This is a genomic window from Yersinia sp. 2553 StPb PI (assembly GCF_052217105.1).
GTDB lineage: Bacteria > Pseudomonadota > Gammaproteobacteria > Enterobacterales > Enterobacteriaceae > Yersinia > Yersinia enterocolitica_E.
Genome location: NZ_JAZGPX010000002.1, coordinates 4014761 through 4040114 on the forward strand (window position 1 = coordinate 4014761; position 25354 = coordinate 4040114).

The window sequence follows — 25354 nt, forward strand, 5'->3', positions numbered from 1 at the left end:
ATTGCTTTGTGGCACAGATCAAACAATAAATTCCCCAAGTGAAAGAGAGAGTACTCAACGTTATTGGCATTAATTAAGGCGGGGAATTAGCTGTCTATTGGGTCAACATCCAACGTCCACTTAACCTTACGTGCCTGCGGCAATGTATTGATTAGCGGCTGAGAGGTTTTAATCAGCCGTTGTAGCAATTGCCGTGAAGGGTGCTGTAACAGCAATTGCCAACGGAAGCGTCCACTGCGTTTGGCCTGCAATGCGGGCACTGGCCCCATAATCCACAATGCATCATCTTTGAGTGGGCTGGCCTCCAGCAAATTACGCAATTGTTGCAGGAACAGCGCGGATTGCTGGTTATCGTGATCTTCACTGCGCACGATGATATGGCTGGTATAAGGCGGTAAAAATACGCTTTTACGTTCCTCTAGGGCCTGTTTGGCAAAGGCATCGTAGCCCTGTTGCAGCAAAATTTGCAGCAGTGGATGCTCAGGGTGGTGTGTTTGTAAAATAACTTCACCTTGCTTACCCGCGCGCCCGGCACGACCTGAAACTTGTGTATAAAGCTGGGCAAACCGTTCTGCCGAACGGAAATCTGCCGAGAACAGTGCGCCATCGACATCCAGCAAGGCCACTAGCGTGACATCAGGGAAGTGATGCCCTTTAGCCAACATTTGGGTACCAATCAAGATGCGCGATCCCCCTTGATGGACATCAGCCAAATGCTGTTCCAGCGAGCCTTTGCGGCTGGTGGTATCGCGGTCAATTCGAGTGATGGGAGTATCCGGGAACAGAGGAGCCAGTTCGTTCTCTAACTGTTCAGTGCCAACACCGACAGAGACCAGATGGGTTGAACCACATTTTGGGCATTGCTGAGGCACCGGGCGCTGGCTGTCGCAATGGTGGCAGCGCAACTGACGGTGATTTTGATGCAAGGTGTAATAGTGGTCGCAACGCTGGCATTCAGCAATCCAGCCACACTCATGGCACAGTAGCGCGGGAGCATAGCCACGGCGGTTCAGGAACAAAATTACCTGATTATCGGCCTGTAAATGGGTTTTCATCCGTTTTAGCAGTGGCTGAGAGAGGCCAACTTTAAGCGGTAAGCCTTTTAAATCGAGCAAATGCTGTACGGCGGGTTTGGCATTCCCCGCCCGTTTAGATAGCGTCAACTGGCGATATTTACCCATTTGCACATTGTGCAGGGTCTCAAGCGCCGGGGTCGCCGTGCCCATCACGATAGGAATGCCTTCTTCACGGGCCCGAAATACGGCTAAATCCCGGGCATGATACCGCCAGCCTTCTTGCTGTTTATAAGAGCTGTCGTGCTCTTCATCGATAATAATGACCCCGAGGCGGGAAAACGGCGTAAACAGTGCCGAGCGGGTACCAATAACAATTGCGGCTTCGCCGTTACGTGCCCGTAGCCAGACGGACAAACGTTCGCTGTCATTTAAACCTGAATGGAGCACCTCAACGGGGGCGTTAAACCTTTCGCGAAAACGAGCGATAGTCTGTGGGGTCAGGCCGATCTCAGGGACTAAAACCAACGCCTGGCGGCCTTGTGCCAGAATATTTTCCAGCACGCTCAGATAAACTTCTGTTTTACCGGAGCCGGTCACCCCAGCCAGCAGCCAGACTGCAAACTGGGTATCTTCACTGCGAATCGCCCCAACGGCGGTTGCCTGCTCGGTATTCAGCCGCAGGCGCTCACCCAGAACGGCGAAGCCGTTGCGCCAATCGGTAGTCGCGATTTCCTGTGCCCGCAGGTCAATTAGCCCTTTACTGCGTAATGCCTGCAATGCGCTTTCGGTGAGTGCCATTTCATTAACTTGATGGCGATAGACCGGTTTTTGCAATAATGCGGCAAGCGCTTGTTGCTGCTTCGGGGCGCGTTTTAAGCTTTCCGGTGGTGTGGCTCGCCCTTGTTCGGTTGCGAACCACTGCCACAACGGCGCAGATTGGGCAGGCTTCCCTTGGCGCAACAGAATAGGTAGAGCATGGAACAGCACTTCACCTATCGGGTAATGATAATACTCGGTTGCCCAGCAGAGAATGCGCCACAAGCTGGGTGGGAATAAGCTGCGCTCATCCAGAACGGCGTCAATGGCTTTCAGTTGTTCAAGGGGGAATGTGCTGGTATCACTGATACCCACCACAATTCCGATGGCTTTGCGTTTACCAAATGGCACACTAACGCGAGCACCGACCACCGGGCAGGCCATGGCGCTGTCTAAACGGTAATCAAAGCTACGGGCCAACGGTACGGGTAATGCCACTTGAACAACGGACATGTGTTTTCATCCTGATAACTAAAATTGGTCTAAATAAGTACAATTGGCCTATACCCTAAATAATTCGAGTTGCAGGAAGGCGGCAAGCGAGAAAATCCCGATGAGCTTACATGAGTAAGTGATTCGGGTTATTGAGCACAGCCAACGCACATGCAACTTGAAGTATGACGGGTCTAAATAAAGATTGAACAGTTTACACTGCGTGCTTCACAATGTGCGGATTCGATTGCGCGGTTTGGTCAAATTCTGTATGATTCGCCGCCTTTGGTATAATTCGATATCAAATCCTGTTAACAACCGTTGCTTACTTTATCCGCAGCTGTTCGTTAACAATCAAATTGTTATTTATCAATCGTGTGGTGTCTGGCGGAACAGGGCTGGATAGCGACACGGCCTAAATATAGAGGTTTTCCATGAAACAAGGTATCCACCCTAAATACGAACAAGTTACTGCTTCTTGCTCTTGCGGTAACGTTATCAAGATCAACTCTACTGTTGGTCATGACCTGAATCTGGACGTGTGCGGCGAATGCCACCCGTTCTACACTGGCAAGCAGCGTGATGTTGCTACCGGTGGCCGTGTTGACCGCTTTAACAAGCGTTTCAGCATGCCGGGCGCTAAGAAGTAATTATTGCCCGTCAGATGAAAAAGGCACCTTCGGGTGCCTTTTTTGTTTCTACATTTCAGGTTCACTATGACTAATGAACCGAGTGGTAGCTGGGGATTAGTATTCCCAGGTATCGGGGTCAACACCCAACTCACGCATTAAAATTTTCGCGGCTTCCGGGATTTCATCGCTACGTTCTTTACGCAGGTCTTCGTCATTCGGTAGCGGCTGGCCGGTAAATGCATGCAAAAAGGCCTCACACAACAATTCACTGTTGGTGGCGTGGCGCAGGTTGTTCACCTGACGGCGGGTCCGTTCATCGGTGAGGATTTTTAACACCTTCAGCGGAATGGATACCGTAATTTTTTTGACCTGTTCGCTTTTCTTACCGTGTTCAGCGTAAGGGCTGACATACTCGCCGTTCCACTCAGCCATGGGACACCTTAAATTTGTCGGGAAAATACAAAATTCTGAAAACCGGCCAATTATGCCCGATCTTCGCTGTTCTCACTAAATAAATGTCGATTTTACTAGAGCAACATCACCCATTTAATCATTTTACTACTTATTGATAGCCGTTACCTTTCGATACGGTCCTCGCGGTTAAACAAAACACCACCGAAAACTCACTGACATCATTAAGATAGTTAAAGCCTCTACAATTTTAGCGGTTATTATTCCATTGCTCAATCTATACGCAAAGAAGTTTAGATGTCCAGATGTATTGACGTCCGTAATTTGTGCGTCTAATCTGGCGTAACATTTTCTTGATAACCGGCTGGTGGAAATCCATATGACGCGTAAACAGGCAACAATAGCAGTCCGTAGCGGGTTGAACGATGACGAGCAATACGGCTGCGTTGTCCCCCCGATTCACCTCTCCAGTACCTATAATTTTATCGATTTTAATCAGCCGCGCGCACATGATTATTCACGTCGCGGGAATCCGACGCGCGATGTGGTACAGCGTGCACTGGCGGAACTGGAAGGTGGTGCGGGTGCAGTCATGACCAGCAGCGGGATGTCGGCGATTCATTTGGTTTGCACCACATTCCTAAAACCGGGTGACTTGCTGGTCGCCCCACACGACTGTTACGGCGGCAGTTATCGTTTATTCGATAGTCTGAGCAAGCGCGGTGCTTATCGGGTGCTGTTTGTCGATCAGGGTGATGAAACGGCATTGAGCCGGGCCTTGGCGGAAAAACCCAAGCTCATATTGATTGAAACACCCAGCAATCCGCTGCTACGGGTGGTAGATATTGCCGCTATCTGCAAGGCGGCACATGCAGTAGGTGCTCTGACGGTTTGTGATAACACGTTCCTCAGCCCTGCCTTGCAGCAGCCACTCTCTTTAGGGGCGGATTTGGTGGTTCACTCCTGTACTAAATACCTAAATGGTCACTCTGATGTGGTCGCTGGTGCGGTAATTGCCAAAGATCCTGAGCTGGCGGTTGAGCTGGCATGGTGGGCGAATAATATCGGGGTAACGGGGGCAGCATTTGATAGCTACCTGTTATTACGCGGTTTGCGTACCTTGTCGCCACGTATGGCTCAGCAGCAACGTAACGCGGATGAGATTGTTCGTTATTTACAGCAGCAGCCTTTGGTGAAAAAGCTGTATCATCCTTCTCTGCCACAACATCCCGGCCACGAAATTGCCTGCCGTCAGCAGTCTGGTTTCGGTGCGATGCTCAGTTTTGAGCTTGATGGTGATGAACAGCTACTGCGTCGCTTCCTCTCAGCCCTTGAGTTATTTACTCTGGCGGAGTCTTTGGGCGGTGTGGAAAGTCTGATTTCCCATGCAGCGACCATGACCCATGCCGGTATGGCACCAGAAGCGCGCATTGCCGCAGGTATTACTGACAGCTTGTTGCGCATTTCCGTGGGTATTGAAGACAGCGAAGATTTGATTGCCGATTTGGAAAATGCTTTCCAGTTGGCGGGAACGAGGTAAGCATGAATGCAACAGCGGTAGCAGCGGCGGTGACCGGCCGTCAACTGCATAAGTTTGGTGGTAGTAGCCTTGCGGATGTGAAGTGTTACCTGCGGGTGGCCAATATTATGGCCAATTACAGTCATCCTGGTGATCTGATGGTGGTGTCTGCGGCAGGCAGTACCACCAACCAACTGATTAGCTGGTTGAAACTGAGCCAAAGTGATCGTCTTTCTGCTCATCAGGTGCAACAAAATTTACGTCGTTATCAACATGATCTGATCAGTGGTTTATTGTCTCCAGAAATGGCCGAACCGCTGATTAGTGAGTTTATCCATGATTTGGAGCGTCTGGCGGGCCTGCTGGATAACAAAGTCGACGATGCAATTTACGCCGAAGTGGTGGGGCACGGTGAGATTTGGTCCGCCCGTTTGATGGCGGCGGTTTTGAACAAGCAGGATATGAACGCCACCTGGCTGGATGCCCGTAGTTTCCTGCGTGCAGAGCGTGCGGCACAACCACAAATCGATGAAGGCCGTTCTTACCCGCTGTTACAACAATTAATGGCCCAGCACCCACATCAACGTTTGGTGGTGACAGGGTTTATCTCGCGCAGTAATTCCGGTGAAACCGTGCTGCTGGGGCGTAACGGCAGTGACTACTCGGCGACACAAGTCGGGGCGCTGGCGGGTGTCGAGCGCGTGACCATCTGGAGTGATGTTGCTGGGGTATACAGTGCTGACCCACGCAAAGTAAAAGATGCCTGTCTGTTACCGTTGCTACGATTGGATGAAGCCAGTGAATTGGCCCGTCTGGCAGCACCGGTGCTGCATACCCGCACGCTACAGCCGGTTTCAGGCAGCGATATCGATTTACAACTGCGTTGTAGTTATCAGCCAGAGCAGGGTTCAACCCGCATTGAGCGCGTACTGGCATCAGGTTCGGGGGCGAAAATCGTTACCAGCCATGATGATGTCTGCCTGATCGAATTGCAGATTGCCGGTCATCACGATTTCTCGCTGGCGCAGAAAGAGATTGATTTGCTACTCAAACGTGCGCAAATCAAACCGCTAGCCACCGGTATTCATCCCGATCGCAATCTGTTGCAACTCTGCTATACCTCCGAAGTAGTTAACAGTGCACTAAGAGTGCTGGAAGATGCCGCGCTGCCGGGTAAATTATCCCTACGCGAAGGGCTGGCACTGGTCGCACTGGTGGGCGCGGGGGTTTGCAAGAACCCACTGCACAGCCACCGGTTCTACCAACAGTTAAAAGATCAGCCAGTTGAGTTTATTTGGCAGGCAGAAGATGGGATCAGCATGGTGGCCGTTTTGCGCCTTGGTCCGACTGAACACCTGATTCAGGGCTTGCACCAGTCACTGTTCCGTGCAGAAAAACGCATTGGTCTGATGCTGTTTGGCAAAGGTAATATTGGTGCCCGCTGGCTGGAACTGTTCGCCCGCGAGCAGAAGAATATCTCGGCGCGCAGTGGTTTTGAGTTTGTGCTAGCAGGTGTGGTGGATAGCCGCCGCAGCCTGTTAAGTTACGATGGGCTGGATGCCAGTCGGACATTGGCATTTTATGATGACGAAGCCAAAGAGCAGGATGAAGAGTCGCTGTTTTTATGGATGCGAGCACACCCGTTTGATGATTTGGTGGTGCTGGATGTGACCGCTAGTGAGTCGCTGGCCGGACAATATCTGGATTTCGCCAGCTACGGTTTCCACGTTATCAGCGCCAACAAACTGGCCGGAGCATCCAGTAGCAATAACTACCGCCAAATTCGCGATGCTTTTGCCAAAACCGGCCGCCACTGGCTGTACAACGCCACGGTGGGCGCTGGCTTACCGGTTAACCACACGGTGCGTGATCTACGTGATAGCGGCGACAGTATCTTGGCGATCAGTGGTATCTTCTCCGGCACGCTGTCGTGGTTATTCCTGCAATTTGACGGCACGGTACCCTTTACCGAATTAGTAGATCAAGCCTGGCAACAAGGTCTGACTGAGCCAGATCCACGGGTGGATCTTTCAGGCCAGGATGTGATGCGTAAACTGGTGATTCTGGCCCGTGAAGCGGGTTATGACATTGAACCGAATCAGGTGCGGGTGGAGTCGCTGGTGCCTGCTGGTGCTGATGTGGGGTCGGTAGATCAGTTCTTTGAAAATGGCGAAGCATTGAATCAGCAAATGATTCAGCGCTTAGAAGCCGCGAATGAGATGGGGTTGGTGTTACGTTACGTGGCACGCTTTGATGCTAATGGTAAGGCTCGAGTGGGCGTTGAAGCAGTCCGTGCTGACCATCCGCTGGCCTCATTGCTGCCGTGCGATAACGTCTTTGCCATTGAGAGCCGTTGGTATCGCGATAACCCACTGGTCATTCGTGGCCCAGGTGCCGGGCGTGATGTTACTGCTGGTGCAATTCAGTCTGATTTAAACCGCCTGTCTCAATTGCTGTAATTTGCATTAACTCGCCTCTTCTGCTTAAGCGGAGGAGGCGAAACTGCCTCTTTAACCCATCCCCTCTTTAATGCCGGTCCCCAAGAGCGCATATTGCTGACAGGCAGTAAGCGAATACCGCGAACCCCTGTAACTTCAAGGGTTAGAGGTCTACATGAATTTTCCGCGTATGGCGTGTGAAGATTAATCATCACCCTAAACTTATTTAAAAGTTGACTCTTTAGCCAACTTCCGTCATTTTCTATTTAGCCGTCTAAACGTATAGACGCTCATAAATGAGCGGTAACAGATAACATAAGTCGTCATAACGACAATGGAGTAACAGGGTATGAGTTTTTTCCACGCAAACCAGCGGGAAGCGCTGAATCAAAGTCTGTCAGAGTTGCAGGGTCAGATTAATGTTTCTTTTGAGTTTTTCCCGCCGCGCACCAGCGAGATGGAAGAGACCCTGTGGAGTTCGATTGATCGTCTGAGCACCCTGAAACCCAAGTTTGTCTCGGTGACTTATGGCGCGAACTCTGGCGAGCGCGATCGTACCCACAGCATCATCAAAGGGATAAAAGAGCGCACTGGCCTGGAAGCCGCACCACATCTGACCTGCATTGATGCTTCACCGACTCAGTTACGTGATATTGCTACCGATTACTGGAACAGCGGTATCCGTCATATCGTTGCTCTGCGAGGGGATTTGCCACCGGATAGTGGTAAACCAGAAATGTACGCATCTGATTTGGTGACCTTGCTGAAAGACGTAGGGGATTTTGATATCTCGGTGGCGGCTTATCCAGAAGTCCATCCTGAAGCTAAAAGCGCGCAAGCTGACCTGATCAACCTCAAGCGTAAGATTGATGCGGGTGCTAACCGGGCAATTACCCAGTTCTTCTTTGATGTTGAGAGCTATCTGCGTTTTCGCGACCGCTGTGTGGCTACCGGCATCGACGTTGAAATCGTGCCGGGCATTTTACCGGTATCCAATTTTAAACAGCTTCAGCGCTTTGCCACCATGACCAACGTGCGGGTACCACACTGGATGACCAGTATTTTCGAAGGGCTGGATAATGATCCTGAGACGCGCAAAATGGTGGGTGCCTCAGTGGCGATGGATATGGTGAAGATTTTAAGCCGTGAAGGGGTGAAGGATTTCCATTTCTATACCTTGAATCGGGCAGAGTTGAGTTATGCGATTTGCCATACTCTTGGGGTGAGGCCGTAAGTTGTTAAAGGGGCGCTGGCCCCTTTTCATCATAATCATCAAGTAAACAAAAGATAATCAGGGGAATCGCTTCCCCCAAAATCAATGGTTAACCTGTATTGCGCATGCCCGCAGCGACACCGGCGATAGTCACCATCAATGCCTGCTCAACACGGGCATCTGGGTGCTCATGCTGGCGCGAACGGTGCAACAGCTCAGCTTGCAGCACGTTCAGTGGATCGGTATACACATTACGCAACGCGATCGATTCCGCAATCCACGGTAAATCAGCCATCAAGTGGTCATCGTTGGCGATAGCCAGCACCACTTTAATATCCGCGGCTAACTGGTCACGTAATTGCTGACCCAACGGCCACAGTGATTTATCCACTAAACGTTGGTCGTAATACTCCGCCAGCCACAAATCAGCTTTGGCGAACACCATTTCCAGCATCCCGATACGGGTAGAGAAGAATGGCCAGTCACGACACATCGTGGCTAATACTTCTTTCTTACCGGCATCAATCGCTTTTTGCAAACCGGCCCCCGCACCCAGCCAGGCAGGTAGCATCAGGCGGTTTTGTGTCCAAGCGAAAATCCATGGAATGGCACGTAAGCTCTCGACTCCGCCATCCGCACGGCGTTTTGCCGGGCGAGAACCCAATGGCAACTTACCTAATTCCAGCTCTGGGGTCGCGGCGCGGAAGTAAGGGACAAACTCAGGATTCTCACGCACGTAGCCGCGATACATATCGCAGGAAGCGTCCGATAGAATGTCCATCACCTCAACCCACTCTTTCTTCGGCTCTGGCGGCGGTAACAGATTGGCTTCCAGAATCGCTCCGGCATACAGCGCCAGACTGCTGATAGTGACTTCCGGCAGCCCAAATTTAAAGCGGATCATCTCGCCTTGTTCAGTGACGCGTAAGCCGCCTTTTAAGCTACCCGGAGGCTGAGAGAGCAGAGCTGCATGTGCAGGCGCACCGCCACGGCCGATAGAACCGCCACGACCGTGGAACAGCGTCAGAGAGATACCGGCCTTCTCACAGGTTTTGATCAACGCATCTTGCGCCCGATATTGCGCCCAGGATGCAGCCATCACGCCAGCATCTTTTGCTGAGTCGGAATAGCCAATCATCACCATCTGCTTGCCTTGGATCAGGCCGCGATACCAGTCGATATTTAGCAACTGGGTCATCACTTCGTCGGCATTGTTCAGGTCATCAAGGGTTTCGAACAATGGCGCAACGGGCAGCGTGAATGGGCAACCCGCTTCTTTCAGCAGCAAATGCACTGCCAGCACGTCTGATGGCACTTTAGCCATGGAGATAACGTAAGCGGCGATAGAGCCTTGTGGTGCTTCGGCAATCACCCGGCACGTTTCCAGCACTTCTTGTGTATTAGCACTCGGTTCCCATTTCAGCGGAACCAGTGGGCGCTTGGAGTTCAGCTCGCGGATCAGGAAGGCTTGTTTGTCCGCCTCAGACCAGCTTTCATAATCGCCGAGGCCCAGATAACGGGTCAGTTCAGCGATGGCATCGGTGTGGCGGGTACTTTCCTGGCGTACATCGATACGCACCAATGGCACACCAAAACAGCGTACGCGGCGCAGGGTGTCCAGCAGTTGGCCGTTAGCAATGATCTCCATGCCACAGGCTTTCAGAGACTGATAACAGGCGTAAAGTGGGTCCCACAGTTGGTCATTACTCACCAGCAAATCAGTCGGTGGCAAGACACGTTCGCCTTTCAGACGGTCTTCCAGATAAGCCTGAGTATTGGTCAACTGGGTACGGACGCGTTTCATTAATTCGCGATAAGGTTCGACCACCTCTTCGCCACCGGCCAATTCACGCAGTTCCGGGGTACATTCCGACATGGACAGCTCTGATACCAACACTTGAATATCACGCAAGAACAGGTCGGTGGCTTTCCAACGGCTGAGTAACAGCACATGGCGGGTAATTTCAGCGGTAACGTTCGGGTTACCGTCACGGTCCCCCCCCATCCAAGAGGTGAAGCGTATTGGCACGGCCTCTACAGGCAAGCGGTAATCGAGCGAGTTTTGTAACTGCTCGTTAAACTCACGCAGGAATGCGGGCACACCTTCCCACAGGCTGTTTTCAACCACGGCAAAGCCCCATTTGGCTTCATCTACTGGGGAAGGGCGTATTTTACGAATTTCGTCAGTATGCCACGATTGTGCAACTAACTGGCGCAAACGACGCATGATCTTGTTGCGTTCGTAATCGGCTAAGTCATTGTGATCCAACTGGCTCAGGCAGGTATTCACTTCCACCAGTTTGTGGATCAGGGTGCGACGTGTAATTTCGGTTGGGTGAGCGGTTAACACCAACTCAATGGATAACTCATCAACCGCGCTGCGCATATCTTTCTCACTCAGCTTTTTATCTTTTAAGCGAGTGAAAAGCTGGGCCAGAGCTTCTGGGTTACTTGCGGCTTCACCGTGTGGTGAAATACTGTGATATTGCTCCGCCGTATTCGTCAGATTGAGGAATTGGCTAAAAGCACGGGCTACCGGCAGCAGCTCGTCGTTGGACAGATTTTGCAGCGTGGTCAGCAGTTCCTGACGGCTCGCTTCATTACCAGCACGCGAAGATTTGGATAATTTACGGATGGTTTCTACTTTTTCAAGGATGTGTTCACCAAGCGCTTCTTTGATGGTGTCCCCGAGTAGCGTACCGAGCATACTGACGTTACTTCGCATTGCGGAATATTGTTCGTTCATATGACCCCTGACCCATATCCCCTTCGCCCTTGACGCCGCAGGGTGGTTAGCGACGCTTACTCACCTGAATCACTGACCGGTGTCAGCTTATCGGGATTAATGAGCCTCAAAGAGGCTCACCCTGCGGGCTAGCATAAATGCTGTTCAAATCGGTCTTCAACCGATTTGTCTTTCACTTGCTGCCTACCTGCAACGCCAATGACTTTGGGTATAAACTTTTATGGTTTCTTTTTGTAAATTAATTTCACCCAAAAGGCCGAGATGGACAATTCCACTCGCCACGTTCAATTCCATACTCCAATTGACACTATTTTTAGCAAAAAAACATCAATTTTAGGGATATTGCTGAAATTTAATTACCAAGGTCAGGTTATCAGTCTTCCTAATAGGCAAAATTGATCGCCTACCCCATAAGAGGTAATTACTGCTGGCAGAAATGGTCAACCAACTGACCAATCAGCTCGCGGGTTGGCTCGATAAAGGCCATATCGATAAATTCATCTGGCTGATGGGCTTGATCGATCGAACCGGGTCCCAGCACCAGAGTTGGGCACACTTGCTGGATAAACGGCGCTTCGGTGCAGTAGTTCACCACCGCGGTACGCTCACCCAATAATTTCTCGATAACCCCTACCATATGGTGATCGGTTGGGCATTCATAGCCTGGGATCGGTGGATGCAGTTCGTCAATGCTCAAACGGCCTGGCCAGCGCTGGCTTACCGGTGTCAGCGCTTCGGTCATTAACTCATTCAGATCACTTAATGTCAGGCCCGGCAACGGGCGGATATCCATATGCAATTCGCAGCAAGCACAGATACGGTTTGCCGCATCACCGCCGTTAATATGACCAAAATTCATGGTGGGATACGGAATAGTAAACGCCGGATTGTGATAACGCTCTTGCAACTTGGTGCGTAGCTTCATCAATTGAGTGATAGATTCATGCATTAAATCAATGGCATTCACCCCACGTGCCGGATCGCTAGAATGCCCAGACTGACCGGTAATTCGGATAGCATTGGAAATATGCCCTTTGTGCGCCCGCACCGGTTGCAGCGAGGTTGGCTCACCGATAATGGCAAAATCTGGGCGCAACTGGCTGGAGGCGGCAAAGTAGCGCGCGCCTGCCATGGTGGTTTCTTCATCGGCGGTTGCCAGAATATACAGCGGCTTGCTCAGTTTGCTGGCATCGATATCGCGCACCGCATCCAGAATAAAGGCGAAAAAGCCTTTCATGTCGGCGGTACCCAAACCATACAACTTATTGTCATGTTCGGTCAGGGTGAACGGTGAGCGCGTCCAACGCCCTTCATCAAAAGGCACTGTATCGGTATGACCCGCCAGCAATAATCCACCATTGCCTTCTCCAATGCTGGCAAGCAGATTAAATTTGTGGCGTGTATCGGGCACGGGTTGGATCTCGACACGAAAACCCAAGTCTGCAAACCATCCGGCCAACAAGTTGATTAACGCCTCATTACTTTGATCGAGAGCGCTATCGGTTGCGCTGATCGATGGCGTCGCGATTAACGCCCGATACAGCTCAATAAATGGAGGTAATTTCATCTTCACTGTTGACAGCCTTTGGTTAGGATAGTATCAATATTCATGCAGTAATTATGAATAAAAATACATTAAGCTTGAGCGTAAGGGAACCGAAAAACACCCTTAAATTTACGAAAATGTCAACGCTCAATCACGAGGGGAACAGCAAAACCTTGCTGAAAACCCAAATACCGGTTTTGACTACTTATGTCTTTATACCGAATTACATTTTTATACCCAAAGTACTTGGAGTTGCAGGTAGGCGGCAAGTGAGTAATAAGCACTGCTGCAACGTCAAGTAAGTAGGGTAAGGTGAACTGAACCCATGTTGAATACGCTAATTGTTGGTGCCAGTGGTTATGCCGGAGCGGAGCTTACGGCTTACCTGAGTCGTCACCCACATATGAACATAACCGGTTTAACGGTTTCAGCGCAAAGTGCAGATGCAGGAAAATTACTTTCTGACCTGCATCCGCAGCTAAAAGGCATTATTGATCTCCCGCTGCAACCCTTGGTGGATGTGGCTCAGGCGGCAAAAGGGGTTGATGTTGTGTTCCTCGCTACCGCCCACGAGGTCAGCCATGATTTAGCGCCGCAATTTTTAGCTGCCGGTTGTGTAGTATTCGATCTCTCCGGTGCGTTTCGGGTTAAAGATACGGCGTTTTACCGTCAGTATTATGGTTTTGAACATAAACATCCCGATTGGCTGGATAAAGCCGTCTATGGGCTTGCTGAATGGCAGGCAGAAGAGATTAAGCAGGCACAGTTGATCGCGGTACCAGGCTGTTATCCAACCGCATCGCAATTAGCGCTTAAGCCGTTGGTTGATAGCAAATTATTGAATGAAGCACAGTGGCCGGTGATTAATGCGGTCAGTGGCGTCAGCGGCGCAGGGCGTAAGGCCAGTATCGGCAACAGTTTCTGTGAAGTGAGTTTACAGCCCTACGGCTTGTTTAATCATCGTCATCATCCAGAAATTGTGGCTCACCTTGGCACGCCAGTTATTTTTACCCCGCACTTGGGTAATTTCGCCCGGGGCATTTTGGCGACCATTACCTGCCGTCTGAACGCGGGTATTACGGCGCAAGATATTGCCGACGCGTATCACCATGCTTATCAGGATAAACCGCTGGTGCGGTTGTATCAGCAGGGTGTTCCCGCGTTGAAAGCGGTGGTTGGTTTGCCTTTCTGCGATATTGGTTTCTCGGTGCAAGGCGAACATTTAATTATTGTCGCTACTGAAGATAACCTACTGAAAGGTGCGGCAGCTCAGGCTGTACAATGCATGAATATACGTTTTGGTTTTACAGAAACCGAGTCTCTGTTGTGGGGCAAGGTAAGTCACTAGCCGAAATTGCTGGTTGCGGTCATGCCTGTAAACCCATAAATTTTACCCGATTAAATAAGGCGCAAAAATGATGAATCCGTTAGTCATTAAATTAGGTGGCGTGTTGCTCGACAGCGAAGAAGCGCTGGAACGCCTGTTTACTGCATTGGTGACTTATCGCGAAAAGCATGAGCGCCCGCTAGTGATTATGCACGGTGGCGGTTGTCTGGTTGACATTCTGATGAAAAAACTCGCTTTGCCAGTAGTGAAGAAAAACGGCTTACGCGTCACCCCTGCTGATCAGATTGATATCATTACCGGCGCACTGGCTGGCACCGCTAACAAAACCCTGCTGTCTTGGGCGGTGAAACATAATATTAATGCTGTTGGCTTGTGTCTGGGCGATGGTGGAACCGTCTCGGTAACGCTACTGGATGCCGAGCTGGGGCATGTGGGTAATGCTCAGCCGGGATCACCTACTTTGGTGAATACCTTGCTGGCTGCGGATTACATGCCCATTATCAGCTCCATTGGTATTACTGCCGACGGCCAACTGATGAATGTGAATGCCGATCAGGCAGCCACCGCGTTAGCCGCCACCCTTGGGGCAGATTTGATCTTGTTGTCTGATGTTAGTGGCATACTGGATGGTAAAGGCCAACGGATTGCTGAAATGACGGCGCAAAAGGCCGAGCAACTCATTGCTCAAGGCATCATCACCGATGGTATGGTAGTTAAAGTGAACGCAGCACTGGATGCAGCACGCTCACTAGGCCGCCCGGTAGATATTGCCAGTTGGCGTCATGCGGATCAGTTACCGGCACTGTTTAATGGTGAGCCAATTGGCACACGTATTCTGGCCTAAATACCCTTCTTATTTGAAGTTGCAGCGCTGTTAGCGGCTCTTACTCACCCGAATCACTGACTTGAGTCAGCTCAACGGGATTCGTGCGTTTGCTGCCTTGCTGCCACTCCAACTACTTTGGGTATATTATGAGTTTTTATTCTGAAACTAGGGAAGAAAGATTATGGCATTGTGGGGCGGGCGGTTCAGTCAGGCGGCAGATCAGCGTTTCAAGCAATTCAACGATTCACTGCGGTTTGATTATCGGCTGGCGGAGCAGGATATTATCGGTTCTGTTGCCTGGTCGAAAGCGCTGGTGACGGTTGGGGTATTAACGGCTACCGAACAGCAACAACTGGAACAGGCACTTGATGCATTGCAAAAAGAAGTGCAGGCCGATCCGCAGGCTATCTTGCACAGTGATGCTGAAGATATTCACAGTTGGGTCGAAACCAAACTGATTGATAAAGTTGGCGATTTAGGTAAAAAACTGCATACCGGCCGTAGCCGTAATGATCAGGTGGCGACCGATCTGAAATTGTGGTGCAAATTCCAGATTACTGAATTACAAACTGCGGTTAAGCAGTTGCAGCAGGCGCTGGTTGCCACAGCCGAAGCGAATCAGGATGCCGTCATGCCGGGTTATACCCACTTGCAACGTGCTCAACCGGTGACTTTTGCTCACTGGTGTCTGGCGTATGCAGAAATGCTGTCGCGTGACCAAAGCCGACTGCAAGATACCCTGACGCGCTTGGATGTCAGCCCATTGGGCTGTGGGGCATTGGCAGGTACTGCCTATGACATCGATCGCGAACAACTGGCTAGCTGGTTAGGTTTCGCCTCTGCCACTCGCAACAGCCTCGACAGTGTTTCAGACCGCGACCACGTCTTAGAGCTACTGTCTGATGCCAGCATCGGCATGGTGCATTTGTCTCGTTTTGCTGAGGATCTGATCTTCTTCAACAGTGGCGAAGCGGCTTTTGTTGATTTATCGGATCGTGTGACCTCCGGTTCTTCCTTGATGCCACAGAAGAAAAACCCAGATGCGTTGGAATTAATCCGTGGTAAATGTGGCCGGGTACAAGGTGCATTGACCGGAATGATGATGACGTTGAAAGGCTTGCCTCTTGCTTATAACAAAGACATGCAGGAAGACAAAGAAGGGCTGTTTGATGCGTTGGATACCTGGCTCGATTGCCTGCATATGGCGGCGCTGGTATTAGACGGTATTCAGGTAAAACGGCCACGTTGTAAAGAAGCGGCAGAACAGGGTTACGCCAATGCCACTGAACTGGCTGATTATCTGGTCGCCAAGGGCGTACCCTTCCGTGAGGCGCACCATATTGTTGGTGAAGCGGTCGTTGAAGCTATTCGTCAGGGTAAAGCGCTGGAAGCACTCTTGCTGGCTGATTTGCAGAAGTTCAGCGCAGTGATTGGCGATGATGTTTATCCGATTCTGGCATTGCAATCTTGCCTGGATAAACGTGTTGCTAAAGGTGGGGTCTCACCACAGCAAGTGGCTTCTGCTATTGTCGAAGCGAAAGCACGCCTAATTTAATTAGTTAGCTATTAATATTGATAATGGGCCGCTTTATAGTGGCCCATTTTACATTTAAACGTATTTGAAATAATTTACATGTTATTTTTCATATTGTTTTATTTTGATTGACGTTACTCTAACGATTATTTTTCTTATTTAATCTACGTTATAAAACCAATATTTTCAGCCTAATAAGATTTTAATTTTAATATTCAGTTGAGTTTATACCTCTTAGTGATTATAATAATCATTATCAACCAGTGGCGTTGTAGTGAAACCTCTACTAAGATTAAAAATAGAGACATATAATTCAAAATAGCCGAAAACCTATTTTATTCCTGCATTACCTGATCCATTAATAAAGTGGCTGGGCTGCTATTAGATTTAATTCTTTATGATTTTTCTATTTTGAAAAAGGTCAGTCATATCGTTAATAGATAATGACTTTCCTTTGTTCAAACATCTCTGGTTATCCGGCATTAGATTTATTGCTGGCCATTATCACGTCTGCTATTCAAGAACTAAAATAGTTAACAGGTTAATTATATTCATATCGTAAGGATGAAATCTAATAAATGGACAATATAGTGAGAGATAAAAGAAAAATAATAACCTCAATGAATAAAATTGCCCTTGGTATATTTATAGCTCTGGCAACAGCGCAAGGCTATTCTGGCAAAGTTCGTGCGGAGGCAACGGTAACCCCTTCGGCTGAAAATGATATGCTATTGGATAAACTCAAGGTAGAAGGAGCGAATAACTCCCAGGACGGTGACTGGGTATATGATGAGCTGCACTCAGTCAGTGAAATCTCTCGCGAACAATTGGATAATCGCCCTGCCCGCCATGCGGCAGATATATTGGAACAAACTCCCGGTGTCTATTCCAGCGTCAGCCAGCAAGACCCCGCGCTTTCCGTGAATATCCGTGGTATCCAAGACTACGGCCGCGTCAATATGAATATTGACGGCATGCGGCAAAACTTTATGAAAAGCGGTCATGGTCAGCGCCATGGTGTGATGTATATCGATCCAGAAATATTGAGTAGTGTTGTGATTGAAAAGGGGGCCACCAGCGGTATGGGCGGTGCTGGCGTCATTGGTGGGGTTGCCACCTTTAATACAGTCAATGCCAGTGATTTCCTCGAACCGGGCAAAGAACTGGGGGGGCAAATACGTGCCATGACCGGTGATAATGGCACTCAGTTTATTGGTGGTGGTGTCCTGGCGCTGGGTAATGAATATGGTGATCTATTAATTGCTGCCAGTGAGCGCAATCTAAAAGATTATTGGCCCGGCAATAAAGGGGATATTGGTGCTCTTCGTTTTGGCAGAGAAGCCGCCCCAGTTTTAGGCAGAGAAATTACAAATAACAAAGTTGAATTTGCCAACTATAAAATGAGCTCACGGCTCGCTAAACTGGGCTGGAATTTGCCCGCCGACCAACGGCTGGTACTCAGCTATTTGCAAACGCAAATAAATAGCCCCAATGCCAGTATGTTAACGCAGATTGTCGATAAGTCAGATCCCTACCGTAGAATTAAAATGGGCTGGAAAAAGAGCAGCGTAAGTGATGTGCTGAACCGTAGTATAGGGTTGGATTATAGCCTCAAGCCTGAACATATTGCCTGGCTGGATGTGGCGGCTAAAATCTATTACGTTGATACCAATGATGAAACCGATACCCTGTGTTCTGATGCCGTTTTTTGTAAAAAGTTTTGGACTCAAACCCGTTTGAACACCCGTGGTTTACAACTGCAAAATACCAATTACTTTACCTTCGCCGACCACCATCAATTACAAGTCAAATATGGCCTCGAGTGGTTTAGTGACCGCTCCACCGGCAACTCAACTCAAGAAACAATGCTGGGTGTCACCCCACCCGGCAAGCGCACCATGACCAGCACCTTTGCCCAGTTGAATTACGAACATGCAGACTGGCTGCGGCTGGAAGGTGGCCTGCGTTATGATCTATTTCGCTTAAAGGGTAATACCTGGATGCAGAGCAAATCTTTCCTTAGCAACTATTCCCGTGAAAACCCATGCAACACAAAGATACATGAGCAACATCTCGCTGAAAACAGGCGGTGTTCCTATAATAACACGGTCAAAATGACCTGGGATGTGGATCGCCGTGAACAACAGCTTTCGCCCACCTTGGCTATCGGTATCAAACCTGGTGTGCAGTGGCTGGAGTTTTTTGGTAATTACGGCAAATCCTGGCGGCCACCGGCGATTACCGAAGTGCTGGCGACCGGCAGTGCACATGGTCACGGCTGGATTTTGCCCAATCCGTTTCTGGCCGCAGAGCATTCCAAAGCCTGGGAAGCGGGCATTAATATTCAACACAGTAATCTGTTTAGTGAACAAGACCGCCTGGTGGCCAAAATGGCCTACTTTGATACCCGCGTCAGCAATTATATTAATCTTGAATTATCCAAGACCAAACCACTGCTAGGTTACGGTTCCTTTGCAAATGCTACCTACATTAATAATTTATTGGCAGCCCGTTTTCGTGGTCTTGAATATCAATTAAGCTATGACATGGGTTTTTTTTATACCAGTTTAAATTATACCAGAATGATTGGTGTTAATAACTTTTGTTCTAAAAGGGCTTGGTTAGGTGGAGCGCAAACCTTTACATCTAATAAGGATGGTATTTATCCTCTCGAAAATGATAACATGAACAATATGATTGATTGCTTGGCGGGGAATAACTTATTTGGTTCTTCTGCTTATTTGCCCGGTGATCGTGGCAGTTTAACTTTAGGTGGAAGATTATTTGATAAAAAGCTAGATCTCGGCACCATTATTCGCTATAACAAAGGACATCAAGACGCATCGGTTATTAATAGCTACGGCCACGCTAATACCGCTTATGTTGCGGATTGGCCGAAATATACCTTATTTGATCTTTATGCTAGTTATAAGGTAACTAATAATTTAACTTTGCGTAGCACAATAGAAAATATAACTAATCGCGCTTATATAGTCAGTTATGGTGATTCACTTTCTTTTGCGCCAAATCGTGGTCGAACTATTCAGGGCGGTTTTGAATATAAATTTTAGTTATCAATGTTAAATATGAAGCCTTAAATAAACATACTAAATATGAATTTAAAATCTTCAGATGGAATAATAACTTCGTCTGTAGTCACACTGACTCAGTGATGAGTCATATAATGGTTGTTAACAATAAGGAAATTTATCATGACAGTAACGATCCAATATCAAAGCCAATTCAGTAACGACACTCTAACCTCTTATACTCAGCAGTGGGCTACCATTCATGGTGATATAAAAGACACGCAGGCACCAGGCTATGCCAAGGACGTTGGTCAATTTTCTGGCGGGGGGTGGTTTAGTGGTAACCAATATTCAATTGGCAGCTCTCATAGTGGTGCTAGTACTGCAATGATCGTAGAGGGTGATTTGAACTATAATATGGCCCACCATACCTTCCACGGGAAAATGGCAAACTTGGAGTTGGGTAAAAACTTGAAAGATAACTCAGATATCACTGGTAAACAGCTTGACCAAGTGGAAGTGAAATTGAGTGGCATAGATCTAACCGGTGAATATGACCCTACCAAAACAATGGTAGAAAACCATCAAGGGGATATGCATAAAGCCACCTACGGTTTGATGAGAGGCAATGCAGAACCATTGTTGGAAATCCTCGCCGCTAAGGGTATTGATGTGAATACCCCACTGAAGGATATGCCAATCGCCAGCCAATTTGACGTTATGGCGTCAGATGCACCAATGATTGATACCGTTGGTGTGATTGAAAGCAGCGATATGTTGTTAGCCGCTTAATAAATAGAACCGCCGGGAAAGGATTTTCTGGTTGATTCTCGCTGCTGTGTAATATGTGTCAGTGTATTTGTAATGAGTATAAGTGCGCCACCACCGTACTCTGGTAGATCTGGTTTCTTCTTGGCTGCGGCGGTGGTTCATATTGATATTTTAAATATTAGATTAAAATTCGCAGATTAATTTACCTACAGAATAATATAACTTAATGATGAGTGATATTTTTAATTAAAGGGATTTTAATATGACTGTGACGATTAAGTATCATGAAGAATTTAAAAATGAAACTATCTCTTCTTATACCTACTGGTGGGCCACTGATTTTGGTGATATAGCTCAAAAATCGGGTGACGGAGGATATAGTATTTACTCGGCTGGTCCAAATCCACCCACCGTTGGTATAAAACTCGCGATTCAAAATAGCTCCCCTCAAAGTAAATCTGCAATAGTGATGGAATCTAAGGGAGTACACGCGGCGATGGTTATGGAAGCTCACGGAGTGAAGTTATCCGAAGTGTCTCCCATAATCCCCGGTGAAAACGAAAGTCTGCAATTTGGTGCGAATTTAATTCCTATTCCTGATATTAACTTGGAGGATCCTCAGTTTCATCAGCTTCAACTCCAGCAAGTGCAACTGAAATTCAGCGGATTAGATATCTCAAGTGATATTGATATCTCTGTTTTAGAGATCCTTTATGCAATGCTTAGAGATAATAGCTATCCGAGTGATATGGATCTTGGTGTCTATGGCTTGCTGAGAGGCAATAACGCTTCCATACTAAAAATACTCGAATCCCAAGGTGTAGATGTAAACACGCCACTCAAAGACTTGGCGCTTGCCAGTCAGTTTGACGTTATTGTTGATATACCCGTCATTGACACCGTGGCTGATAGCAGTGAGCTATTATTAGCCGCTTAACGTTTAACAAAGTTAGTGTCGTATATTAACTTTAAAATTATTTAAGTGGATTAAATAATTTATTCAGTAGTAAAGATAGTTCAATGATTAAATATTATTTAAAATTAAAAGGATATCATTATGACAGTAACTCTAAAATACAATGAATCAATTAAATATGAAACTATTTCCTCTTATACTCACCAGTGGGCTGCGGCTTATGGTGACTTAATTAACATACCCAACATCCATGATAATTATACTTTTTCCAGCGGCACTGATATGAATAATAATAGAATCGCTCTGGCTGAGTTTCAAAACCCAGATGGGCCAGCCGCGCTAATTATTGGTGGAACTCTATTGGGCGATAATGGCTTCATGGAACGGGGGAATTACATCCAATCCTTAGAATTTGGTAATTCATTTGTTCCTAATGCAGATAACACCTCTAATACCCCTAAGCAGCTTGATCAAGTACAGTTGAGACTAGATGGTTTAAGTATTGACGGTGATTTTTATTATTCGGTATGTTCATTGTCCAGAACGATGCATGCAGAGCCAGGAAAACCTTACCAAGGTGGCGAGGGTGAAGGCATTTACAATTTATTGAGAGGTAATGCTACCCCTATGCTGGAACTCCTCAAAGCCCAAGGTATTGATGTAAACATACCACTTAACGATATGGCGACTGCCACTCAGTTTGACGTTATTGTTGATATGCCGGTTATTGACACTATTGGTGTAACTGACGGGAGTGACATATTATTAGCCGCGTAATAAAGACAACCGACAAATGACTTTCTGGTTAGAAAAATAATACTACCGCCATATCCTCTAATTCACTTTTTATTACTATATAGGCGGTAGTTCATTTTGTTGCTTTTCTGAAAATGACTTTCTTTTGAACATCAATCTGTTCTGATAAATATATATTACTTTAATTTAATATCAGTCGCAGGAATTATTACGAAGAATATACATTCTGTATGGAAATTGATGCCATGGAATCAAGCAAAAACGCTAGCTCTTCGTCGGCATCGCCAACGATATTCTCAGCTCTGGCCCATCATAAAAAAAGTCTCTGGGGTATAGGGCTATTTACTGCTGTAATCAATCTGCTGATGTTGGCACCCGCAATCTACATGCTACAAGTTTATGATCGTGTTCTCGCTTCAGCGAATACCATGACGCTATTAATGCTGACGATTCTAGTATTGAGCATATTTGCCTTTATTGGACTATTAGAATGGATTCGCAGTGCGGTAGTTATTCGGCTGGGCACACGTATTGATATGCAGCTTAATCAACGAGTCTTTAATGCTGCTTTTGCTTCCCAACTTATGGGCCATAAAACACCTGCGGCTCAGGCATTGAATGATTTAACTTCTCTGCGCCAGTTCGCGACGGGCAGTGCTTTGTTTGCCTTTTTTGATGCGCCGTGGTTCCCGTTGTATTTGCTGGTGATTTTTCTCCTCCACCCTTGGCTGGGGGCACTGGCAGCCGCCGGCGCTTGTATATTGATATTTTTGGCTTGGCTCAATCATTGGATATGTAAAAAGCCGCTAAAAGAAGCCTCAATAATCACGGCACAAGCAACACAGCATGCTAATGCGAATTTGCGCAATGCAGATGCCATCCAAGCAATGGGGATGTTAAAAGCCTTACGTGAACGCTGGCTGAGGCAACACTCTCAATTTCTCTATCAGCAAAATGTTGCCAGCGATAAAAGCAGCCGCGTGACGGCTTTATCCAAATCTAGCCGTCAGGCGTTGCAATCTATGATGTTGGGGCTAGGCGCGTTGTTGGTAATCGATGGTGCTATTACCGCAGGTGTGATGATTGCTGGCTCTATCTTGGTCGGTCGGGTGTTAGGGCCAATTGATCAACTGATTGCGGTTTGGAAACAGTGGAGTCACACGCGACTGGCCTACCAACGTCTCTCTTATCTGTTGGCGCAACAGCCTCAACCCGCTACTGGTATGATTTTGCCGCCTCCACAGGGCAAATTAAGCGTCACACAACTTACAGTTTGCAAACCGGGAACACATATTCCGGTATTGCAATCTATCAACTTTGAACTGCAACCCGGTGATGTGCTTGGCATTTTGGGGCCGTCAGGCAGTGGTAAATCCACTCTGGCGAAGTTGTTGGTCGCAAGCCAATCTGCATTCAGTGGCTCGGTTCGTCTAGACAGTGCAGACATTTCTCAGTGGGATAAAAGCCATTTAGGGGCCTTTATTGGTTATCTACCCCAAGATATTCAGCTATTTCGCGGTTCAATTGCTGAAAACATTGCGCGTTTTGGCCCGATTGATAATGCAAAAGTTATTGCTGCCGCACAATTAGCCGATGTGCATGACTTGATTCTGCATCTGCCGCAAGGCTATGACTCTCAGCTAGGAGACGAAGGCGAAGGGTTATCCGGCGGCCAGCGGCAGCGAATCGCCTTGGCGCGGGCTGTGTATGGGATACCAAGGCTTATCGTATTAGATGAGCCAAATGCCAGTTTGGATAAAGAAGGTGAAAAAGCCTTATTAGCTGGCATTTGCCAGCTAAAACAGCAGGGCAGCACGATTGTGATGGTCACCCATAAACCAGAACTGTTATCGGGTAGTGATTACTTATTGTTTTTAAAAAGTGGGCAAATAGAGCTGTTTGATCGTACTCAGAGCATATTGAAAATAAAAGATAAAGCAGCAGTTGAACCTGAGACCAAAGCATTTAACACGCGTAATGGCTGGGGTAGTGGGGTGTCATATGACGTTGCTCCCATTCGCACCGCATCACAAAAATAAACACCACGGAGGGAGATAAAACAATGCTACCTGAATCAAGCCGTTTTCCAGTTACTGATGAAAACCATCAGCAGCAAAACCGATTACGGCCACAGATAAATAGTTGCTACTATCTAAATCTTGGTGGGTTACTGGTTGTCGGTGGTTTTATTGGTTTTTTACTTTGGGCTGCGCTGGCACCACTGGATAAAGGGATTGCGGTTATTGGCCAGGTTGTGGTTGCTGAAAATCGCAAAGTTATCCAGCCCCTGCAAGGGGGGCGTATCCAACAGTTACATATTGCTGAAGGGGAAGAGGTAACCATAGGGCAATTACTCATCACCATGGATGATTCAGTGATTCGTAGTCAGCGGGATAGCCTGAAAAATCAGTACTTAAGTGCTTTGGCGCAGGAGGCTCGCTTAACCGCTGAGCAGGATGGTGTGAGTGAAATTATTTTTCCTGAAACATTACTCCTGCATCCAACCCAACCGCTGGTTGAACGTAATATTGTCTTGCAGCAACAACTTTTCCATCACCGTCGCCAGGCTCAATTGAGTGAGATTGCTCGCTTATCCGTACAAATTACGCGTCATCAAGACCGGTTGAATGGTTTGCAGGTGATGCGGCGTAATAATCAGCGTCAATCGGACTTATTCCAGCGACAATTACAAGGTGTTCAACTGTTGGCGAAAAATGGTCATGTTGCTAACAATCAGTTACTGGATATGGAGCGTCAGGCGATATCACTCCATGCACGGGTAGAGCAGGATACCAGTGATATTGAAGAGGCTCATAAACTAATTGATGAAACCGAACAGCATATTTCACAACGGCGTGAACAGTATCAAAGTGAGAATCGTGAGCAATTAGCGAAAGCGCAGCAAAATACCCAAGACTTGAAGCAGCGTTTGAGCATAGCAGAATATGAGTTGGATAATACCCGGATATATGCCCCAGTCAGTGGTGCGGTTATTGCTCTGGCTCAGCATACGGTGGGAGGCGTGGTGAGTAGCGGGCAAACATTAATGGAACTGGTCCCCAGTGGGCAACCATTATTAGTTGAAGCCCAGTTACCAGTAGAGCTAATTGATAAGGCCAGAGCAGGCTTACCCGTTGATCTCAATTTTTCTGCTTTTAATCAGAGTAATACCCCTAAATTATACGGTTCTGTATTACATGTTGGGGCCGACCGTATACAGCATCCGCAAACCTCACAGCCTTATTACCCTTTAACCGTCGCTATTGATATGTCTCAAACCGAGTTGGCCATCCGGCCCGGTATGTCTGTTGATGTCTTTATCCGAACCGGGGAAAGATCATTACTCAATTATCTGTTTAAACCGTTAGCGGATCGCCTGCATGTAGCATTTGCTGAAGAATAACG

The 25354-nt window shown here is 47.9% G+C and carries 17 protein-coding genes; 13 read left to right on the plus strand and 4 right to left on the minus strand.

What is annotated here, in order from left to right:
* Positions 1-86 precede the first annotated feature (86 nt).
* Positions 87-2285, minus strand: coding sequence for a primosomal protein N' (gene priA, locus V2A84_RS19800; protein ID WP_083161784.1), 2199 nt, complete (start codon positions 2283-2285; stop codon positions 87-89).
* 413 nt (positions 2286-2698) lie between these two features.
* On the opposite strand from priA, the gene rpmE reads away from it, so the two are divergent.
* On the plus strand, positions 2699-2914 hold the full coding sequence (rpmE, locus tag V2A84_RS19805; RefSeq protein WP_083161786.1) for a 50S ribosomal protein L31: 216 nt from the start codon (positions 2699-2701) through the stop codon (positions 2912-2914).
* Positions 2915-3010: 96 nt separating this feature from the next.
* Here the strand turns inward: rpmE and metJ are convergent, their stop codons facing one another.
* Positions 3011-3328, minus strand: coding sequence for a met regulon transcriptional regulator MetJ (gene metJ, locus V2A84_RS19810; protein WP_004392248.1), 318 nt, complete (start codon positions 3326-3328; stop codon positions 3011-3013).
* 358 nt (positions 3329-3686) lie between these two features.
* Between metJ and metB the strand changes: the two genes are divergently transcribed.
* From metB to metF, 3 genes are all read left to right on the plus strand, one after another.
* Positions 3687-4847: a cystathionine gamma-synthase gene (gene metB / locus V2A84_RS19815; RefSeq protein WP_083161788.1), complete on the plus strand. Its 1161-nt coding sequence runs from the start codon at positions 3687-3689 to the stop codon at positions 4845-4847.
* Between the two features lie 2 nt (positions 4848-4849).
* Complete coding sequence (locus V2A84_RS19820; protein ID WP_083161790.1) at positions 4850-7285, plus strand: bifunctional aspartate kinase/homoserine dehydrogenase II; 2436 nt, start codon at positions 4850-4852, stop codon at positions 7283-7285.
* 328 nt (positions 7286-7613) lie between these two features.
* Complete coding sequence (gene metF / locus V2A84_RS19825; protein WP_083161792.1) at positions 7614-8498, plus strand: methylenetetrahydrofolate reductase; 885 nt, start codon at positions 7614-7616, stop codon at positions 8496-8498.
* Positions 8499-8586: 88 nt separating this feature from the next.
* Here metF and ppc read toward each other — a convergent pair whose 3' ends face one another.
* Together ppc and argE are read right to left on the minus strand one after the other, a co-directional pair.
* The gene (gene ppc, locus V2A84_RS19830) at positions 8587-11223 is read right to left on the minus strand and encodes a phosphoenolpyruvate carboxylase (protein ID WP_083161794.1); all 2637 of its coding nucleotides are present in this window, start codon (positions 11221-11223) and stop codon (positions 8587-8589) included.
* A gap of 421 nt (positions 11224-11644) precedes the next feature.
* Positions 11645-12790 carry an acetylornithine deacetylase gene (gene argE, locus V2A84_RS19835; RefSeq protein WP_193784854.1) on the minus strand — a complete coding sequence of 382 codons (1146 nt, stop codon included), beginning with the start codon at positions 12788-12790 and terminating at the stop codon, positions 11645-11647.
* A 304-nt stretch (positions 12791-13094) separates the two neighbouring features.
* On the opposite strand from argE, the gene argC reads away from it, so the two are divergent.
* The 9 genes from argC (at position 13095) to V2A84_RS19880 (ending at position 25352) form a co-directional block, all read left to right on the plus strand.
* A complete protein-coding gene (gene argC / locus V2A84_RS19840; RefSeq protein ID WP_083161798.1) occupies positions 13095-14117 on the plus strand; it encodes an N-acetyl-gamma-glutamyl-phosphate reductase in 1023 nt (340 codons plus the stop codon).
* Positions 14118-14187: 70 nt separating this feature from the next.
* Positions 14188-14961, plus strand: a complete 774-nt coding sequence (argB, locus tag V2A84_RS19845) for an acetylglutamate kinase (RefSeq protein WP_083163986.1) — start codon at positions 14188-14190, stop codon at positions 14959-14961.
* 163 nt (positions 14962-15124) lie between these two features.
* The gene (gene argH, locus V2A84_RS19850) at positions 15125-16498 is read left to right on the plus strand and encodes an argininosuccinate lyase (RefSeq protein ID WP_442848264.1); all 1374 of its coding nucleotides are present in this window, start codon (positions 15125-15127) and stop codon (positions 16496-16498) included.
* Between the two features lie 557 nt (positions 16499-17055).
* On the plus strand, positions 17056-19548 hold the full coding sequence (locus V2A84_RS19855; RefSeq protein ID WP_442848263.1) for a TonB-dependent hemoglobin/transferrin/lactoferrin family receptor: 2493 nt from the start codon (positions 17056-17058) through the stop codon (positions 19546-19548).
* A 141-nt stretch (positions 19549-19689) separates the two neighbouring features.
* Complete coding sequence (locus V2A84_RS19860; RefSeq protein ID WP_420073915.1) at positions 19690-20298, plus strand: heme acquisition protein HasA; 609 nt, start codon at positions 19690-19692, stop codon at positions 20296-20298.
* Between the two features lie 241 nt (positions 20299-20539).
* Complete coding sequence (locus V2A84_RS19865; protein ID WP_420074092.1) at positions 20540-21214, plus strand: heme acquisition protein HasA; 675 nt, start codon at positions 20540-20542, stop codon at positions 21212-21214.
* A gap of 120 nt (positions 21215-21334) precedes the next feature.
* Positions 21335-21970, plus strand: coding sequence for a heme acquisition protein HasA (locus V2A84_RS19870; RefSeq protein WP_442848262.1), 636 nt, complete (start codon positions 21335-21337; stop codon positions 21968-21970).
* 224 nt (positions 21971-22194) lie between these two features.
* Positions 22195-23988 carry a type I secretion system permease/ATPase gene (locus tag V2A84_RS19875; RefSeq protein ID WP_083163988.1) on the plus strand — a complete coding sequence of 598 codons (1794 nt, stop codon included), beginning with the start codon at positions 22195-22197 and terminating at the stop codon, positions 23986-23988.
* A 23-nt stretch (positions 23989-24011) separates the two neighbouring features.
* Positions 24012-25352, plus strand: coding sequence for an HlyD family type I secretion periplasmic adaptor subunit (locus V2A84_RS19880; RefSeq protein ID WP_420073481.1), 1341 nt, complete (start codon positions 24012-24014; stop codon positions 25350-25352).
* Positions 25353-25354 lie beyond the last annotated feature (2 nt).

What these genes read in the sequence shown, in the direction of transcription:
- priA (WP_083161784.1), bottom strand. Translation starts at nt 2,285, where the DNA reads ATGTCCGTTGTTCAAGTGGCATTACCCGTACCGTTGGCCCGTAGCTTT.
- rpmE (WP_083161786.1), top strand. Translation starts at nt 2,699, where the DNA reads ATGAAACAAGGTATCCACCCTAAATACGAACAAGTTACTGCTTCTTGC.
- metJ (WP_004392248.1), bottom strand. Translation starts at nt 3,328, where the DNA reads ATGGCTGAGTGGAACGGCGAGTATGTCAGCCCTTACGCTGAACACGGT.
- metB (WP_083161788.1), top strand. Translation starts at nt 3,687, where the DNA reads ATGACGCGTAAACAGGCAACAATAGCAGTCCGTAGCGGGTTGAACGAT.
- V2A84_RS19820 (WP_083161790.1), top strand. Translation starts at nt 4,850, where the DNA reads ATGAATGCAACAGCGGTAGCAGCGGCGGTGACCGGCCGTCAACTGCAT.
- metF (WP_083161792.1), top strand. Translation starts at nt 7,614, where the DNA reads ATGAGTTTTTTCCACGCAAACCAGCGGGAAGCGCTGAATCAAAGTCTG.
- ppc (WP_083161794.1), bottom strand. Translation starts at nt 11,223, where the DNA reads ATGAACGAACAATATTCCGCAATGCGAAGTAACGTCAGTATGCTCGGT.
- argE (WP_193784854.1), bottom strand. Translation starts at nt 12,790, where the DNA reads ATGAAATTACCTCCATTTATTGAGCTGTATCGGGCGTTAATCGCGACG.
- argC (WP_083161798.1), top strand. Translation starts at nt 13,095, where the DNA reads ATGTTGAATACGCTAATTGTTGGTGCCAGTGGTTATGCCGGAGCGGAG.
- argB (WP_083163986.1), top strand. Translation starts at nt 14,188, where the DNA reads ATGAATCCGTTAGTCATTAAATTAGGTGGCGTGTTGCTCGACAGCGAA.
- argH (WP_442848264.1), top strand. Translation starts at nt 15,125, where the DNA reads ATGGCATTGTGGGGCGGGCGGTTCAGTCAGGCGGCAGATCAGCGTTTC.
- V2A84_RS19855 (WP_442848263.1), top strand. Translation starts at nt 17,056, where the DNA reads ATGGACAATATAGTGAGAGATAAAAGAAAAATAATAACCTCAATGAAT.
- V2A84_RS19860 (WP_420073915.1), top strand. Translation starts at nt 19,690, where the DNA reads ATGACAGTAACGATCCAATATCAAAGCCAATTCAGTAACGACACTCTA.
- V2A84_RS19865 (WP_420074092.1), top strand. Translation starts at nt 20,540, where the DNA reads ATGACTGTGACGATTAAGTATCATGAAGAATTTAAAAATGAAACTATC.
- V2A84_RS19870 (WP_442848262.1), top strand. Translation starts at nt 21,335, where the DNA reads ATGACAGTAACTCTAAAATACAATGAATCAATTAAATATGAAACTATT.
- V2A84_RS19875 (WP_083163988.1), top strand. Translation starts at nt 22,195, where the DNA reads ATGGAATCAAGCAAAAACGCTAGCTCTTCGTCGGCATCGCCAACGATA.
- V2A84_RS19880 (WP_420073481.1), top strand. Translation starts at nt 24,012, where the DNA reads ATGCTACCTGAATCAAGCCGTTTTCCAGTTACTGATGAAAACCATCAG.